The organism is Tengunoibacter tsumagoiensis, assembly GCF_003967535.1.
GTDB classification, from domain to species: Bacteria; Chloroflexota; Ktedonobacteria; order Ktedonobacterales; family Ktedonobacteraceae; genus Tengunoibacter; species Tengunoibacter tsumagoiensis.
Genome location: NZ_BIFR01000001.1, coordinates 4,418,874 through 4,436,042, shown reverse-complemented (window position 1 = coordinate 4,436,042; position 17,169 = coordinate 4,418,874). Strand labels below are relative to the sequence as shown.

Sequence of the window (17,169 nt, the reverse complement as noted above, 5' to 3'; positions counted from 1 at the left end):
TAATGGTGGTTGTGCTAAAGATGATCAGAACGGAAACGAGTCAGAGAAGCGACGTTATTGGCGTCCAGATGACAGGTACAATCCTGCTTTTCCCAACAGTCCACATGGCTGAGCATTGTCCGGTTGCAAGAGGTTGGCCGCTGTATTACTTATCAGCACACGAATCTCGTTCTCCCCGCCATGAAGCAGTCCACTCAGATCAAACTCGAACGGCCCCCAGGCGCGGACGCCCACACGCACACCATTCACCCATACCTCAGCAGTTTCTCGCAGAGCTTCAAAGGTGAGGGTATACGATTGCGGTTGCGGTCTCACCTCCTCTATATGGAAGAGGTGGTGATACTCCATAAACCCGATGTAGTGAGGGAATCCTTGCGTGTGCCAGCTCCCACTGGCAATTTCTGAAGAGAGTACTCTGAGCTTTCCCTCACTGAAGCGGAATGAACCATAAATCACCACTGGCTCCAGGGTCGCGTACGGAGGATGAAAACCACCCAGGTAGTCAGGCCAGCGTTGCTCAATGAGGAGATGATTGAGACCTGGGCGGACTCTGGCTGTAAGCCCATAGGCAATATTACTTTCATCCCACAGCCATTCCTTCAGTTCACTGCGTTCAAGCTCTTGCTCATTGAGCCAGACACGGAGATCTCGTTCTTGCTCCAGAACGAGCTGTAAATCAGTGGGAATAGACGTTCCTTCCCAGGTGAAGCTTGTTTTGAACTGGCAAAGGGCACCGGGGATCATTACTTCACGCACCAGTTGAGGCTTTGGCCAGAAGTCTCTAGTAACAGGGAAGGGGGTCCAATCTGAACCATTTTCGACCAGACGCGCCTCCCAGGTATCTGGAGCATACATATTGCCTCTGAGTGGTCTCACTGTCCATCCTTCACTCAGATCAACAATACGTTGCCGGTTTTCCAGACCACTTTTTAGCAGCGCTGGCGTCAGTGGCTCCTGGACTGTTTGAGCTGTTACAGGCCGAACGAAACAGCGAACCTCGCCAGCATAGAGCACCAGGTCAACTGCCTGTGGGCACGCACCTTGAGGCGGCAACGGAATCCGATACTGCTCACCATTCTCTGGATTCCACATTTCCCAGGCACCATCCTTCAGGAGTTCGATGCTCCCTTGCAGTCTGTGCTCACCGACATTGGCTATGTACACAAGTTCATAATCACTTCCCTGCCGATGCATCATAATACAATCCTCGCGCTGATCCGCTACGATTCTTGCTGGCAAAGGATGCGTTCTTTCCAGGAGATCTATCACTTGCTGAACCACACGGGGCCATTCATCAATAGGGGCGATGCACTGAACCTGGGTCTCTGAGAAGAGGAGCAATTCCTGCCCAAGAGCGATCATGCGCGGATCATTGACCTGTTCTTCTGAAGTAACAGGCCATGAGCCTATGAGCACAACGCGTCCTCCACTACGCGCATACGCGACGATGGCGGAAGCAACCTGGAGTGGCAGGGACTCCACAGGAGGAATCACCAGCAGCCGATAGGTCGCTCCTGGAGCGATCAATTGCCCATCTCGTATCTCTAGCAAGCCTTCTTTCCATTGTTCATCAAAGACAAAATCGAAATCATGCTGGTGTCGTAAAAAGGCGATTATCAAAGAGACAAAGCGTTGATGTTCTTCCTGTCTGGGATCACGTTGTTGTTGATCCAGGCTATAGCGCATCCACTGGTTGCCGAAAGAGTAGAGAATCGCAATATCGCCCTGGTAAGCTCCATACGTGGTTAACAAGCCTGTTCGATTGCAATACTGGCTAAACTGTTCATAATAGCGCCACCAGGGTTCATGCGGCGAGTGTGAGGGTGGGTAATCGCGCTTGCGCATGCCCTGGATTGACAGAAAATGCCCATGGGTGGAGAGTAAAGAGATACCCGTTGCCATAATCCAGTTCAGCGTCTTCCGACAGTCTGCCAATGAGGTTTGCCAGCCCGAGGCTCCGAAGATTTCACACATGACACGCTCTCTCCCCAAAGCGTGAGCAATACTCGATACGAGTTTGGCACTAAAATTCAACACCGGGAATTTATAGCCCGGCTGCTGGGCGAGAAAGTCATAGCCAGGAATCTGCATATCACGTAAATTGTTGAAGATACCAGTCTCGTAGCGAATCAACGTCTCAGGCGTCTCTTCCATATTCAGATGTCCAGTAAACGCGATGCCTTTCTCCTCACACCACCTGGCAATTGGCTGGAAGTAGGCTTCGCGGTACATCTCATTTGCCAGTTGCCAGAAAGCGTGACGTGTTTTTTTCGCAGCAGGCGCATCAAAAACAAGCTCTGGTAGATGCTCAACCAGCGTATAGCCATAGCGCTCTTGAAAGCGCTCCAGCAGATGCTGCGACCAGACAAATGAAGATTGCCTGACCGGCGCAAAAAAATCAAAGTGATTAGGAAATGCCCAGGCTGCTGGCTCGTCTGTGAAGATACCCACGATGGTGGTGCCAAAATACTCTCCGAGCCGCTCATAATAGGCTTCGTGTGTCATGTTGATAAACGTTTGCACGGCCTCAGGGTTCAGTTTGTCGATAAAACCTGCTTGCAAGGGAGTATGCTGGTGTGTCGTATGCGCCCAGCTGGTACGATTCATTTCAACGGAGAAGACGAGGATACGGCCTGGAGGGGTCGTGGTCACAAATTGTTGGCGATAGAGATTGTCAGGCTGGCCTCCAAAGACGGCGATTTCGGCGGCATTTTGCCCGGGGAAAAAGGCTTCTGACGCCGGACGAAAGTCTGTCTCTGGAGCCCCTTCTACCCTGGGTAGCACGTTGCCCTCGAGAGGACGATAGGTTCCGTTCTCTTCATCTAACAGGAACGCGGCTAAGAACTGGCCAGGGAAAGGGATCGTTACTTCTTGCTGAAACGCTACTGTCAGCGACTCGACATTTAACAGACGCATCATATACTGAGGATGGGCGGCTAATAATTGACCACCAACAGCACCTGAAGGCCAGTTAAACTCGTCGTAAAGCCAGACCTTCATACCACGTGCGGCGGCCTCTTTCACGGCAAAACTCACCCGTTCCCAGAAAAGATCCGAGAAATAGTCGACGCTCATCCCTGTACGAGGGTGAATCAGTACCTCACGTATGCCTTTGGCAAAGAGCTCATTAAGACTGGACAAAATAGATGTTTCTGAAAGGTCATTGTTCCAGAACCAGAATGGAATAGGACGGAAATCAGCGGTTCCTGCTTGAAATTGGTGTCGCAACTGGTCGTGCATTCTTTCTTACCCCTTTTTACCCCTGTATTAACAGCAAGGAATGTATAGCGTAATTTGCTCTTTTTTATCAACTGTTGTAAGCCTACCAGCAGGGCTTTTTGGTCGTCCCGAAAGTCCTGTGAGAGTAAAAAAAGAAGCTAAACCTTGCCGAAATAGAAAAATATTAAAGTACCTATGAAGACAAGGAATAGCGCAGATGTAGCTTACCATCTTGCCAGACCGAGCGCAAATCAGCGCTGAATACTCGAGCCGTGGTCGTGATACATCACGACCACGAGACAGGCGGGGCCCTATGCTAATGGTGGTTGTGCTAACCAGCGCGTGCGGGCCTGCACGACCAGGTAGGTTATCAATCCTCCACTGGTCAGGGCAACCGCTGTCCAGCTATAGACGCTACTATAGGTTGAGCTGGTTAATCCCAGCCCAAAAAGCGGAAACAGCACGATCATTGCCAGGCTAAAGAGCCCGGTCTCAAAAGACAGAACCGTTGCCCGTTGCTTCTCTGGAGCCCTTTCATTAATCTTTGTGCTTATCGTTGGATACAGAATGGCCGTTGAGGCCTGAAAAAGCACGAGAAAGCCAGACAGGTTCAGCGTTGACTGCGGAACAATCATCAGAAGCAGACCACTTAGCTGAGCGAGAAAGCAGATCGGCAGGAGGACTTTCCCTCGTATCCGGCGCAACAGATAGGGAGCGAGCGCTGTAAATCCAAACTGGCTCAGGCTGGCCAGGGCCATAATGATCCCGACGCTACTCAGAGAGAAGCCTGCATCGTGAAACTGCAACTGCACAAAGAAGTAGATGGTCGTGCCACAGCTCTCGGTCAGGCCCGAGATACAGATAAGTCCCAACAACTGGGGCGACTGCCAGACGATCTTTAGTCCGGCCAGCAGGTGAGTCAATGGATTTGGATGGTCATGTCTCTCCTGCTGGGGATCTGTAACCTGAACAGGAAGGAGCAGCAAGGGGATAATCGCGAGGAGACAGACCACGCCTCGACAGAGAAATGGTAGAACCTCCATCATCGTACCCAGATAGCCTCCCAGACTGGTGCCCAACATCTCAAAAACAATGCTGAACATCAGACTCAGACTAAAGAAGCGGCTATAAAGTGTCGTGTGTCGTTCAGGAGTTTCAGAGGTCGCATGACCTGTCAATGTCCAGAGAATGGCATCGCTGGCACCACCCAGGAAGGCATAAGAGATACCTGAGAGGGCAAAGCCACAGAAGAGGAGCGGAAGCGTAGGGTGCAGATAGACAAGTGTATCAATCGCACTCAGCAGACAGTACATCATCAGACTGCGCCGACGCCCCAGCAGATCAGCAAAGATCCCTGTAGGCACCTCAGCGGCAAATTTTGCAACATGGAACGTCATCTCCAATAAACCAATGGTAAATGGTGAATAGCCATGTTGCTTCAGATAGATCATCCAGATCGCGCTTGTGAATAACAGGCGCATCAATGAGGTATGGCAAAAAAAGGTTGCTAGCCATCTACGCCAGGGCTGGTGTACCTGTATAGATGAAGTCGTAGCTTCGCATAAAGAATCTTTCATGGTCGTGGCTCTTTCATAGTAAAGTCAGGCATAAACAGTGGATAATGCGTGAGGAAAGAGCCTGGCGTGAACACTGTCACAAGCGAGAAGTGGCGCAGGAGCAGTTCTTCTAAAACGATAACACCACGTTTTTATCCATGCCAAAGAACGCAGGCATGGTATGGTTGAGCCAGAAGAACGAAGAGAGGGGAGGAGGAAGCGAAGTCCCATACCAGATGCGACATGCCCTCTTTATCAGAAGCATGCCTCGAGTGGTATTCAGGTCCGCGCAACGATCCGCCGCACAAGCATTTCAGCGCCAGGCTGCTTATGCGGCAAAGGAATGTGACACACGAACCGGGTTCAGATAGTGATCGGCCATCCGTAGAATGGTAGTGATTGCCGATACATGTGTAAGCTGTAGCGTTGTCATAGTTATGATGATAATGGATCGCTAGAAGGTCTGTCAAGCCTGAAGGTCTTGTGCTCTACAGACCTCAAATGGGCATGAAGAGCTCTCCATCCGATGGAGAGCCCTTCGTGCTCATACGTTCAAGGAATCTTCACCCACCCGCTGATTTTTTTGAGTGAATCTTGAGAGTTCGCCCCCCTTCTCAGAACGTTTGTTGAGCAGAATTTCCTTATAGTTTTGTCTGATAAAACAATCTCAGACGCTCTGTTTCCCTTTTTTATCTTTGTTCGAGCAACAGAGCAGGAAAACAGACGAGAAAAGGATCTTCTGCTATGCAGTCCATGTCAGCTGTCACCAAAATGAAGAGGATGCAGAGCCACTCCTGGTCGCGCTATCTGTTTGAGAGCATATTGGCAATGTTGGGATCACTGGGGGTTACTGGGATTATCGTCATCTTTCACCTCTATCCGCGCATTCCCAATATCTCCATTATCTATCTACTCGTCGTCCTGACCTTTGCCGTTACGTGTGGACGTTATGCTGCCATCGTTACATCGCTGATAGCTTCACTCGCGTTTGATTTCTTTGTTGTACCCCCTTTCTTTACCTTTGTCATGTACGATCCCAGTGAATGGGTTGCACTCTTTATCTTTCTGGTGGTCGCTCTGGTGACGGCCCAGTTAGCCTCTTCATTGCGCGTACAGGTGCAGAGTACTGTATTGCAAGAACATGAGACACATGCCCTCTACGATCTCATCCGCGAGACCACGCGACCGGAGGCATTGCAGAAGCCATCGCAGGTGATCGTGCAAGCCATCGTGAAGGTCTTTGCTGCTCGAGGTGTGAGAGATTGTCTTCTCCTCCAACCTGATGAACAGGGAAGATTGCAGGTACAAGCCAGTGCCAGACAGGCTCTTCTTGATGTGCAGATAGCGGAGTCCGAGCTTATGCTGGCACATAAAGTTCTGCTGCAAGAGCAACGGTTATGCTGGCTAGAAACAGGTGAGAGCACAAAAAAATCTGGGACTCATCGTCTCTATGATCCTTTCATCGGACGCCATTCGGAGCGTATCTGCCCATCAATCTGCTGGCTCCCATTGAGGCTAGGTGAGCAGATCATCGGAGTTATACGGCTGCAAATTCAGAGCTCGGCCAGATCAAAGCCATTGGAAGATCTTTTGCGAGCAGATCCTCAGACCGGCAATCCATTTTTCTGGACCTTTCTGGATCAGGCCGCATCGCTCATTGAACGAGCTCGTCTGCAAAGTGAGAATCTGAGCATCGAGATCTTACAACGGACAGATGCCCTGCGTTCAACGCTCCTCTCCTCCGTCTCACACGATCTCCGTACCCCACTGACCGTCATTAAGGCAGCGGCAACAAGCCTGCTCCAGGAGGAGATTGAGTGGGGCGAACAGGAGCGTAGAAGCTTTATCCTTTCAATTGAGAAAGAGGCGGATCGTTTGAATCATCTCGTGGGAAACCTGTTAGATATGTCGAGAATTGAGCATGGAGCGATTCAGCCTGATAAAGATTGGTATAACATCAACGCGCTGATTGCAGATGTCGTAACGCGGCTCCAGCCACTGCTCAAAGAGCGAGAAGTGCATCTTTTTCTCCCGGAAGAAATTTCATTAGTAGAGCTTGATTACCTTCATATCGATCAAGTTGTCAGCAATCTCCTGGAGAATGCTGTGCGCTATACTCCTCCGGATTCGCCAATTGATGTGCGCGTTGAGGATCAGAAGCAGATGATACAGATCACCGTGGCAGATCGGGGGCCTGGTATCGCCCTTGAGGACCTTGAACATATCTTTGACAAATTCTATCGCGTCCTGACGCCACGTCCCGAGCAGCAAAATGAAGAGCAGTCCACTGGCTCTGGTCTTGGCCTGGCTGTCTGCAAAGGCCTGGTTGAAGCCCATCATGGACGTATCTGGGCGGAGCCACGGCCAGGTGGAGGCGTCATCTTTTTTGTGACCCTCCCCACCGGGACGTTTGATCCAGATACCTTATGAGTAAATGATGAGTAAATGGCATGGAGAGCACTATATGTACCAGCTGAAGAAGGAAATAATGCTCAAGAAGCGGATTGGGAATGGAGAAGAACTATGAATAAGCCTGGAGCCCACATTCTCGTGGTTGATGATGAAATTGAAATTTTACGGGCCCTTCGCCGCAGCCTGATGGCGCATGGGTATCGCGTGTTGACGGCTCGAACTGGCGAGGAGGCGCTTAAAATCACGTTTCAGCAGCGTCCAGATGTCATTCTCCTGGATCTTGTACTGCCGGGAATAAGTGGATTAGAGGTCTGTCGCCGTATTCGTGCTGAAGCAAATGTGGCAATCATCGTGCTGTCGGCCAAGGGGGCGGAGCGCGATAAAGTGGAGGCTCTCGATCTGGGTGCAGATGATTATATTCAGAAGCCCTTCGGCATTGAAGAGGTGCTGGCGCGTGTGCGTGCAGCTCTTCGGCATACAGCGGGGCTTCAAGCGGGAACGGACCCGACGCTTCAGATTGGACCATTGCGGGTGGATTTTGCGCGCCGCGATGTGCAGGTAGATAGTCAAGAGATTAATCTTACGCCGACCGAATACGACCTGCTCAAAGTCTTTCTCACCCATCGGGGAAAGATCTTAACGCGTCAGATGTTATTGCAACTGGTCTGGGGTCCAGAGGCCAGGTCGCGAACGCACAGTCTGCATGTCTATGTCGCGCAGGTGCGCCAGAAAATTGAGCCAGATCCCTTGCACCCACAATTTATTTTAACTGTACCAGGGGTTGGCTACCGTTTTCCTGAAGAGCTATAGTCCATAGCTTGCAAGCTATGAAAAAGAAATCTAGAGAAAATATTGAGAGATCAAAACATTCTTTGGAACGCATATTGACCTCTGTTCAGCTAGAATTTTCTTGACACCGAGAGATGCCGAGACATTTCAGACATTTCCAATGAGCGTGTCTTCATCTTTTACGCATCGTCCTGAGGAGGTCCAAGTCGATGAACCCGATTCTTCTTGATGTCATCGCAATCCTTGCTAGCATTGTTTCTTTTGCGCTATTGATCGCTTTCGCCGAGGGGTGTGAGCGTCTCTAGCCATTGTGTTCCTGAGAGTGTTCCTGGAGGAGAGACATGAATACCCCCCTTGAGTACATCCTGGTGGGAATTGTGACCCTGTTTGTCACAATTTATCTCGTCATTGCTCTGCTCGCGCCAGAGCGTTTCTGATCGAACGTTTGTGATTTTTACTATCATTCATTTTTTCATTGAGGTAACAGTATTATGCCTATAACCCTCAATAGCCTGATCCAGATTGCGGTTTTTGTGCTCCTGGTAGCGCTGGTTACGAAGCCCATTGGTCTGTATATGACCAATGTGTTTAGTGGAGAACGCAGCTGGTTATCGCCTGTGCTTGTCCCAGTGGAGAAATTTTTCTATCGCATCGCTGGCGTCAAGGCAGAGGAAGAGCAGACCTGGTTGGGCTATACCATTGCAATGTTGCTGTTTAGCATTGTGGGCCTTCTGCTGACATTTGTTATTTTAGAGACGCAGCAATGGCATGGATCTTTGTTTAACCCGCAGAATCTTGTCAACGTAGAGCCAGCTCTGGCCTGGAATACAGCCGTGAGCTTTACCACCAATACGAACTGGCAGAACTATGGCGGCGAGCAGACGATGACCTATCTGAGCCAGATGGTTGGTCTTGCCTTCCATAATTTCGCGTCGGCAGCGACGGGTATTGCACTGGCAGTGGCCGTCATGCGCGGCTTCACCCGCCGGAGCGCTCAGCATCTGGGCAATTTCTGGGTGGATTTCACCCGCTGCGTGCTCTATATCCTGCTCCCAATCTCTATTGTTGGTGCACTTATTCTTGTCTCTCAAGGCGTCATCCAGAACTTTTCGCCTTATTTGACCATTCATACCCTGGATGGGCAGACACAGATTCTCGCCCAGGGCCCGGTGGCCTCGCAGGAATTTATCAAAAACTTTGGAACCAACGGTGGCGGCTTCTTTAACGCCAACTCCGCTCACCCATTTGAAAATCCTAACGCCTTTACAAATATCTTAACCATTCTCTCGATCATCTCCATTCCGGCTGGACTCTTCTATATGTTTGGGAAGATGGCGGGGGATACGCGTCAGGGCTGGGTACTCTGGATTGCATCGCTGATTCTGGTCCTAGTAGGTATCTTTGTTATGCTCCCTCTAGAGCAATCTGGCAATCCTCTTTTCCCCAAATCTGTGGATCAGACGGCAACTTCGACGCAGTCGGGTGGCAACATGGAAGGGAAAGAGGTGCGCTTTGGCATCACAGATTCGGTGCTCTTCGCTGATATCACAACCGTTACCTCTTGTGGTGCTGTGAATAGTATGCATGATAGTTATATTCCGATCGCCGGGATGATCCCGCTGCTGAATATCGCGTTGGGTGAGATCGTCTTTGGTGGTGTTGGCTCGGGCCATTATGGTATGGTCGTCTTTGCCATCCTGTCAGTCTTTATTGCAGGCCTGATGGTTGGTCGTACGCCCGAATATCTGGGGAAAAAGATTGAGCGAAAAGAGATTATGATGGCCTCACTGGCTATTCTCATCTTGCCAGCCTCGATATTGGGTTTTACCGCAGTGGCATCAGTGTTGCCGATGGGAACAAGCTCGATTGCCAATGCAGGCCCTCATGGACTCTCCGAAATCCTGTATGCCTATACCTCAACGAATGGCAATAATGGATCTGCCTTTGGCGGATTGACTGGCAATACGCCCTTCTATAACTGGACCCTGGGGGCTGCGATGCTTATTGGTCGCTTCGCCTTCCTGATACCAGTCATGGCATTAGCGGGCTCGCTGGTGCGTAAAAGAGTCGTCACAGCAGGGCTGGGGACCTTCCCAACGACTGGACCTCTCTTTATCTCGCTACTGATCGGCATTATTCTGATCGTTGGTGCGCTTACCTACTTCCCTGCCTACTCACTGGGGCCCATTGTTGAGCACTTGCTGATGAATGCGGGTAAAACTTTCTAGTTTTGTTTTGCATGTTCACCTGACCTTGTTCAACACGGCAGAGCAGTATTGAACGGCAGTCTGTATCGATAAGAAGGTATGCAAACGATGAGTACCAACTCACTTGAAACGCAAGATGTGAAGAGTCACCGCAAAAAGGACCTCTCTATCTTTGATCCAACCATTATTCGTCGCGCGACCATTGATTCACTGAAAAAATTAGACCCACGCTGGCAGTTAAAGAATCCTGTTATGTTTGTTGTAGAGATCGGAAGCGTGGTCACCACGATTGAGTTTTTCCGTCTCTGGTTGTTTACACAGCCCACCAGAGAGCTGCCCCAGGGCGATCTGAACAACGAGATTATCTTTGTGCTGGGCGTCACGATCTGGCTCTGGTTTACCGTCATCTTTGCGAACTTCGCAGAGGCAATGGCAGAGGGGCGCGGAAAAGCTCAGGCTGATACCCTGCGCAAAGCGCGTACAACCACCATCGCAAAACGTCTCTCAGGGAGCGACCGGACAAGTAAGGTTGAACAGGTCTCGGCCCCTGAACTGCGCAAGGGAGATCTTGTACTGGTTGAGGCCGGAGATGTCATCCCAAGCGATGGAGAGATTGTGGATGGAGTGGCCTCCGTTGATGAATCGGCCATTACAGGCGAATCTGCTCCAGTGATTCGTGAAAGCGGCGGCGATCGTAGCGCTGTCACTGGCGGTACTACCGTCCTGTCAGACTGGATCGTCGTCAAGATCAGCGCCAATCCAGGCGAGACCTTCCTGGATCGTATGATTGCCCTGGTTGAAGGGGCCGCTCGCCAGAAGACGCCGAACGAGATTGCCCTCAATATCTTGTTGGCAAGCTTAACGATCATCTTCGTCCTGGTCTGTGTCTCCCTTGAGCCCTTTGCGATCTATTCGGGCAAAGCCGTCTCAATCACGACCTTGATCGCCTTGCTTATCTGTCTGATCCCCACGACGATTGGTGGTCTGCTTTCAGCGATTGGTATTGCAGGAATGGACCGCATGGTGCAGCGTAATGTCTTAGCCATGAGTGGACGTGCGGTCGAGGCAGCCGGTGACGTGGATGTCCTCTTGTTAGATAAGACTGGCACGATCACGCTGGGAAATCGTCGTGCAAGCCGCTTTGTACCATTGAGCGGTGTAGATGAGAAAGAACTGGCCCAGGCTGCCCTGCTTTCGAGCCTCTCCGACGAGACGCCAGAAGGGCGCTCCATTGTTGAACTGGCTCGTGAGCGCTATGGATTGCAGGTTGAGCCTCAACCGACAGCGACCTTTGTGCCCTTCACCGCGCAGACGCGTATGAGTGGCGTTGATCTGGGGAGCGGTGCCGGGGGAGTGGGAACCTTGACCGCGACCCGCTCGATCCGCAAAGGTGCATCGGATTCAGTAATCGCCTACGTCTCCGAACTGGGTGGAGCACAGAGCGAAGAGCTCAAGCAGACCGTTGACGAGATCGCTCGTGCTGGTAGCACTCCTCTTGCCGTTGCAGAGACTGGAGCGGATGGGAAAGCGCGTCTACTGGGAGTCATTGAGCTCAAAGATATCGTCAAATCTGGGATGCGTGAGCGCTTTGATCAGTTGCGTAAGATGGGCATTCGCACGATTATGATCACGGGCGATAATCCATTGACCGCTGCAGCGATCTCGCAAGAAGCAGGTGTTGACGATTTCCTGGCCCAGGCCACACCTGAGACCAAGATGAAGCTCATTAAAGAGCAGCAGGTAGGTGGCCGTCTGGTGGCAATGACCGGAGATGGTACCAACGATGCTCCAGCTCTGGCTCAGGCAGATGTTGGCGTAGCCATGAATACAGGGACACAGGCAGCGAAAGAGGCCGCCAACATGATCGACCTGGACTCTAACCCCACAAAGTTGATCGAAGTTGTGGAGGTTGGCAAGCAGCTGCTGATCACCCGTGGAGCGCTCACCACTTTTAGCATTGCCAATGACGTGGCCAAGTACTTTGCAATCATTCCAGCGATGTTTATGTCGACATTTCCAGAACTGAATGCCCTCAACATCATGCATCTGGCAACACCACATAGCGCCGTTCTGTCAGCCGTGATCTTCAATGCCTTGATCATCATCGCTCTGGTCCCACTGGCTCTGCGTGGAGTAAAGTATCGTCCAATTGGTGCCGGGCCGTTACTCCGTAATAACCTCTTGATCTATGGAGTAGGTGGTATCATCATCCCATTCATCGGTATTAAGCTCATTGATGTCATCCTTCAGGTGCTCCACCTGACACTCTAGTGTTGTAGAAACACTTTATGGCGTAGGGCACATGGTTGCCATGTGCTCTACGTGGGAAAAGGAACAAAGGGAATGAAACATCTTCGTCCGGCTCTAATGATCACAGTCATTTTTGTGATAGTGACCGGTTTTATCTATCCTGCTATCGTAACTGGCCTGGGCCAGCTCCTGTTTCATAATCAGGCAAATGGAAGTATTCACATGGTCAATGGCAAGGCAGTTGGCTCCGATCTGATTGGCCAGCAGTGGAGCTCGGCCAAATACTTTCATGGGCGACCTTCGGTAACGATCAACGCATCAACGGGCACACCTCAGCCCTATTCGGCGGATAACTCATCTGGCTCGAATCTTGGACCGACGAACGGCTCTCTGCTCAATGGCAATGGAAGCCAGGTCACCATTGCTGATGGAACCCCTGTCCCCGCCAACGCTACCCCTGTTGCAGGGCAGAAAAATACCTATACCATTCCAGGCAGCTATGCTGGTGTGAATAACTATGCTGATCAGTTCCGTAAAGAGAATCATCTCTCAGCAGATACAAAGGTGCCCTCGGATATGGTAACCGCCTCAGCCTCTGGCCTGGACCCCGACATCTCTCCCGAGTCGGCCTACCTGCAGGTAGATCGCGTGGCTCAGGAGCGCGGGCTGGACCCGGCAAAGGTCAAACAACTGGTCACTGATCATATCGATGGCCGTTTCCTGTGGATCTTTGGCGAGCCCCATGTTAATGTCTTAAACCTGAATATTGCTCTGGATCAATTACAATAAGATCTTTCTTCTTCTGAATGCCCCACAGAAAGATAAGGATCACATATGAATGATGGGCCCACCCCCTCATGCAATAAATTGCACCCCAAAAGCGATTTATCGCATAAACGAGAAGGGCCCATCATTCATGATGGCCGCAGGAACCCACGCCGCCCCGGTTCCACCCCCTCCCCATACCCCCCATTGCGCCCCAAAATCGATTTATCGCTCAAGAATGTAAGGGCCCATCATTCATGATGGCCGCAGGAACCCACGCCGCCCGATTTCCACCCCCTCCCCATACCCCCCCATCACACCCCATCAGCGATTATCGCCCAAGGACGTCGGCATGATGGTCGCCCATTTATGTCAATGACTGATGACATTGCCACAGGCGATGACATCATAGCCTGGTTGAGTAGCGAGGTTTGTGCTAAAGTGAAGATTGATGTACCAACCTGTTGCAGGAATCGTTGTTACATTCTGAATCGTTGTCGTTGACGTGGCCGTACCATCGGGGCCAGCTACCAGATTATTAAGCTTATAAAGAATAGTACCTGGTAGCTGGCTTTCGCAACTGCCTGCATGAATATGAAAGGCATGGGCCGTCCCCGGAACCAGATTAGCAACCATTGTGCGAACCGTTAAGGTTGTACCGGTCAATGTCAGGTACGTAGCACCCATCACATTCTGATTGGCTGCTGTAGCAACAGATCCTAACGCTGTTGTGACCGCCTGGGGTTGAGTCGTCAGAGTTTGAGTATTCTTCACGTTGCCGCACGCCACCGGGAGAGCCTCAGCAGGTGTATTCAGAGTGGGGCCGCTATGAACATTGATATGCCAGGCTGTGGCCGGAATCCCATTCGTAACGTTAGTAATCATAGTCTGAGAAGTACCATTGCCAGCAGCATCCGCAACAACATCGTTGAGCTTATAAACGATTGGACCATCCGTAGGACACAGCCCGGAATGGATATGAGCAGGATGATGCGTATTGGCCTGCAATCCCTCAACCTTGATCGTCACAATCAGACCTTTTGTTGTGGGGTTCCAGCGTAAATTGGCTACCCCGGCTGGTGCATGGCGGAGAAGCGCAAGCGCACCAGTGAGAGTTGGGAGCGCTGATCGAGCCTGCACCGATGCGTTTGTCAACGCTGTACTGGTAAGCAAGAGCAGGCTGAGAAAGCCTGTCCAGAGCAGCGTTTTGATGGTATGGGACATGTGTAACTCCTCTAAAGTGGACTGATTGATGAAAAACACCACTACGATGAGAACCTACATGTGTAATTCGAAGTTCAATTTTCTACATTCAACGGCGAATATGCATGATACAATGCTACTCTTGCCTAAACGCGATCATCTGAGATTTGGTTTCTCAAGTATTTGTCGAAGTAGAGATTAAAAATATGGTGCTTTATATCTGGTATCCTATAGAAGATTCGTCTGGAGTAGAGTGTTCCAATATGGCGTAATCTGAAGAGAGCAACTTGTTCTGAAGCCACGCTTCTGATATGCTTAGAAAAGAGCATTCTATGCGTATATATATTAGTGCCTGTTTCTTTGGCGTATAGATCAAAAAGAGGAGATTACCTTAGTTGATTGATGCAGCAGAGATTGATTTAGCAGAGAAACTTAAACAATATTTTGGTTTTACTACGTTTTTGCCGGGGCAACAACAGATAATTGAGCTTGTTTTAGAGGGACGGGATACGCTGGTGTTGATGCCTACTGGCGGTGGTAAATCTCTCACCTATCAGTTTCCGGCGTTATTATTGCCCGGGGTGACGATTGTCGTCTCACCACTGATTGCGTTAATGCAAGATCAGGTCGAACGTCTACAGGCCAATGGGATTGCCGCTACTTTTATTAATAGCAGCCTGAGCCAGTATGAGCGTAATCAGCGGGAGCGTGAGGTGCTCAATGGTCAGATTAAGCTGTTATATGTGGCACCAGAACGTTTATTGGGCGAAAACTTTTTAGCGCTTCTTGATCAGGTAGAGGAGCGCTTTGGCCTTTCATTACTGGCCATAGATGAGGCCCATTGTGTGAGCGAATGGGGACATGATTTTCGTCCCGAGTATCGACAGATTGGACGCCTGCGCCAGCGTTATCCGCAGACGCCACTTCTGGCCTTGACGGCAACGGCGACCGAAGTTGTGCGCCAGGATATCCTCCAGCAGCTTCGCCTTCATTCTCCTCATGTGCATATAGCCAGTTTTAATCGCCCTAATCTCTATTATGAGGTACGCCAGAAGCAGCGTACTTCCTATCAAGAGCTTGTCCGTCTGTTGCGTAAGGCTCAGGGAGAGGCAACGATTATCTACTGTCTCAGTCGAGCCAATGTTGAGAGCCTGAGCAGCGATCTTGTGGCCGATGGCATCCAGGCTCTTCCCTATCATGCGGGTATGGCGGCAGAGGAGCGCAGTGAGAATCAGAGCCGTTTTATTCGTGATGACGTTTCGGTTTTAGTGGCGACCATTGCTTTTGGGATGGGGATTGGGAAGCCAGATGTACGCAATGTCATCCATTATGATCTGCCCAAAAATTTAGAGGGGTATTATCAGGAGTCTGGTCGTGCGGGTCGCGATGGTCTGCCTGCTCAGTGTCTGCTCTTCTTTAATGGTGGGGATCGCTTTAAGATCGAGTTTATGATTGCTCAGAATGGAGACGAGCAGCGTCAGGCCATTGCCTTGCAGCAATTGCAGCAGGTTCAGTCCTACAGCGATAGTCATCTGTGTCGTCGCCAACTGCTCCTCAATTATTTTGGCGAAGTGTGGAACGGCGAACATTGTGGGAATTGCGATAATTGTCTGCGCCCACAGGTTTTAGAGGACCGTAGCATCGATGCGCAAAAATTTCTTTCGTGTGTTGGACGGACTCAGCAGCGTTTTGGTATGCGCCATATTGTTGATGTGCTACGGGGAGCCAATACGCAGAAGATTCGCGACTATCGACATGATCAGCTCTCTACCTATGGCATTGGGAAGGATGTCAGTGTAGATGAGTGGATGCGGTTGGGTCGTACATTATTGCAGCAGGGCTGGGTTGGCGAAAGTGCTGATGGGCACCATGTCTTACGTTTAAATGAACGTTCCCGTGAGATCTTAAAGGGCTATCAGCGCTTTGAGCTCTCAGTTCTCCAGGGCACGCCCAGGTCAGTCGAGACGAAAAAGACCAGTCCAGTGGTTGCTCAGAGTGATCATAGCGAGTTGAGTGAAGGCGAACAGGGATTATTGCAGGCTTTACGCAACCTGCGCAAAGAGCTGGCCAATGAAAAAGGGGTTCCGCCGTATGTGGTCTTTGCTGATACCACCTTGCAGGCGATGGCCCAACGCCGACCACGAAACCAGGCACAATTCGCAGATCTCCCAGGGGTAGGGAGCGTGAAATTACAGACCTATGGTCCTCAGTTCCTCCAGGTTGTGCTGGCCTACTGCCTTGAACATGGCCTTGAGCTGGATCAATCCATACCATCCGAAGAACAGGCTCCTCCAGTCACGAGAAGAGCATCAGGGATTACTGCAACCTATCAGACGACCCTTGCGCTCTATCAAGAAGGATTCACATTACAGGAGATCTGTACGCGCCGACAGTTAAGCCCTGCGACTATCAGTACCCATCTGGCAACATTGGTTGAAGCTGGCGAGATTACTGAGATCGAGAGGCTTGTCCCCCCTGAGAAGTATGGCATTATTCAGGAAGCCATCAATCAGATCGGTGATAGTATCTTGACACCAATTAAAGAGGCTCTTGGTGAGGGATACTCTTATGAGGAGATACGTTTTGTTCGCTCTCACCAGCGTTATCAAAGGAGCCAGGGCGATCATGAATGATGGGGTGCGATAGGGTGTATGAGGGTGGAATGGGTTGCTACGGTCATCATGAAGGTGGAACAGGGAGGAGTGGGCTACGACGGCCATCATGAATGATGGGCCCGACATGCTTATGCGTAAATCGATTTTGGGGTG

General features: G+C 50.7%; 10 protein-coding genes. 7 read left to right on the top strand and 3 right to left on the bottom strand.

The genetic code is table 11. The annotated features are described in order from the left end of the window. Positions 1 to 54: 54 nt before the first annotated feature. Both EL628_RS17375 and EL628_RS17370 read right to left on the bottom strand, forming a co-directional pair. Positions 55 to 3,240: a glycosyl hydrolase gene (locus EL628_RS17375; protein WP_126581180.1), complete on the bottom strand. Its 3,186-nt coding sequence runs from the start codon at positions 3,238 to 3,240 to the stop codon at positions 55 to 57. Positions 3,241 to 3,530: 290 nt separating this feature from the next. Beyond that, positions 3,531 to 4,796 (bottom strand): MFS transporter, encoded by a 1,266-nt coding sequence (locus EL628_RS17370; RefSeq protein WP_126581179.1) that lies wholly within the window; start codon positions 4,794 to 4,796, stop codon positions 3,531 to 3,533. 723 nt (positions 4,797 to 5,519) lie between these two features. On the opposite strand from EL628_RS17370, the gene EL628_RS17365 reads away from it, so the two are divergent. The 6 genes from EL628_RS17365 (at position 5,520) to EL628_RS17340 (ending at position 13,222) form a co-directional block, all read left to right on the top strand. Continuing rightward, positions 5,520 to 7,205, top strand: a complete 1,686-nt coding sequence (locus tag EL628_RS17365; RefSeq protein WP_126581178.1) for an ATP-binding protein — start codon at positions 5,520 to 5,522, stop codon at positions 7,203 to 7,205. Positions 7,206 to 7,298: 93 nt separating this feature from the next. After that, positions 7,299 to 7,997 carry a response regulator transcription factor gene (locus EL628_RS17360; RefSeq protein WP_126581177.1) on the top strand — a complete coding sequence of 233 codons (699 nt, stop codon included), beginning with the start codon at positions 7,299 to 7,301 and terminating at the stop codon, positions 7,995 to 7,997. Between the two features lie 320 nt (positions 7,998 to 8,317). After that, positions 8,318 to 8,413, top strand: coding sequence for a potassium-transporting ATPase subunit F (locus EL628_RS17355; protein WP_126581176.1), 96 nt, complete (start codon positions 8,318 to 8,320; stop codon positions 8,411 to 8,413). A gap of 54 nt (positions 8,414 to 8,467) precedes the next feature. Then, positions 8,468 to 10,204 (top strand): potassium-transporting ATPase subunit KdpA, encoded by a 1,737-nt coding sequence (kdpA, locus tag EL628_RS17350; RefSeq protein WP_174719962.1) that lies wholly within the window; start codon positions 8,468 to 8,470, stop codon positions 10,202 to 10,204. An 87-nt stretch (positions 10,205 to 10,291) separates the two neighbouring features. Then, positions 10,292 to 12,454, top strand: a complete 2,163-nt coding sequence (kdpB, locus tag EL628_RS17345; RefSeq protein WP_126581175.1) for a potassium-transporting ATPase subunit KdpB — start codon at positions 10,292 to 10,294, stop codon at positions 12,452 to 12,454. A 72-nt stretch (positions 12,455 to 12,526) separates the two neighbouring features. Continuing rightward, the gene (locus EL628_RS17340) at positions 12,527 to 13,222 is read left to right on the top strand and encodes a potassium-transporting ATPase subunit C (RefSeq protein WP_126581174.1); all 696 of its coding nucleotides are present in this window, start codon (positions 12,527 to 12,529) and stop codon (positions 13,220 to 13,222) included. 348 nt (positions 13,223 to 13,570) lie between these two features. On the opposite strand, the gene EL628_RS17335 is transcribed toward EL628_RS17340, so the two are convergent. Further along, positions 13,571 to 14,422 carry a CHRD domain-containing protein gene (locus EL628_RS17335; RefSeq protein WP_126581173.1) on the bottom strand — a complete coding sequence of 284 codons (852 nt, stop codon included), beginning with the start codon at positions 14,420 to 14,422 and terminating at the stop codon, positions 13,571 to 13,573. A 374-nt stretch (positions 14,423 to 14,796) separates the two neighbouring features. On the opposite strand from EL628_RS17335, the gene recQ reads away from it, so the two are divergent. Continuing rightward, positions 14,797 to 17,034, top strand: coding sequence for a DNA helicase RecQ (recQ, locus tag EL628_RS17330; protein ID WP_245994132.1), 2,238 nt, complete (start codon positions 14,797 to 14,799; stop codon positions 17,032 to 17,034). Positions 17,035 to 17,169 lie beyond the last annotated feature (135 nt).

What these genes read in the sequence shown, in the direction of transcription:
- EL628_RS17375 (WP_126581180.1), bottom strand. Translation starts at nt 3,240, where the DNA reads ATGCACGACCAGTTGCGACACCAATTTCAAGCAGGAACCGCTGATTTC.
- EL628_RS17370 (WP_126581179.1), bottom strand. Translation starts at nt 4,796, where the DNA reads ATGAAAGATTCTTTATGCGAAGCTACGACTTCATCTATACAGGTACAC.
- EL628_RS17365 (WP_126581178.1), top strand. Translation starts at nt 5,520, where the DNA reads ATGCAGTCCATGTCAGCTGTCACCAAAATGAAGAGGATGCAGAGCCAC.
- EL628_RS17360 (WP_126581177.1), top strand. Translation starts at nt 7,299, where the DNA reads ATGAATAAGCCTGGAGCCCACATTCTCGTGGTTGATGATGAAATTGAA.
- EL628_RS17355 (WP_126581176.1), top strand. Translation starts at nt 8,318, where the DNA reads ATGAATACCCCCCTTGAGTACATCCTGGTGGGAATTGTGACCCTGTTT.
- kdpA (WP_174719962.1), top strand. Translation starts at nt 8,468, where the DNA reads ATGCCTATAACCCTCAATAGCCTGATCCAGATTGCGGTTTTTGTGCTC.
- kdpB (WP_126581175.1), top strand. Translation starts at nt 10,292, where the DNA reads ATGAGTACCAACTCACTTGAAACGCAAGATGTGAAGAGTCACCGCAAA.
- EL628_RS17340 (WP_126581174.1), top strand. Translation starts at nt 12,527, where the DNA reads ATGAAACATCTTCGTCCGGCTCTAATGATCACAGTCATTTTTGTGATA.
- EL628_RS17335 (WP_126581173.1), bottom strand. Translation starts at nt 14,422, where the DNA reads ATGTCCCATACCATCAAAACGCTGCTCTGGACAGGCTTTCTCAGCCTG.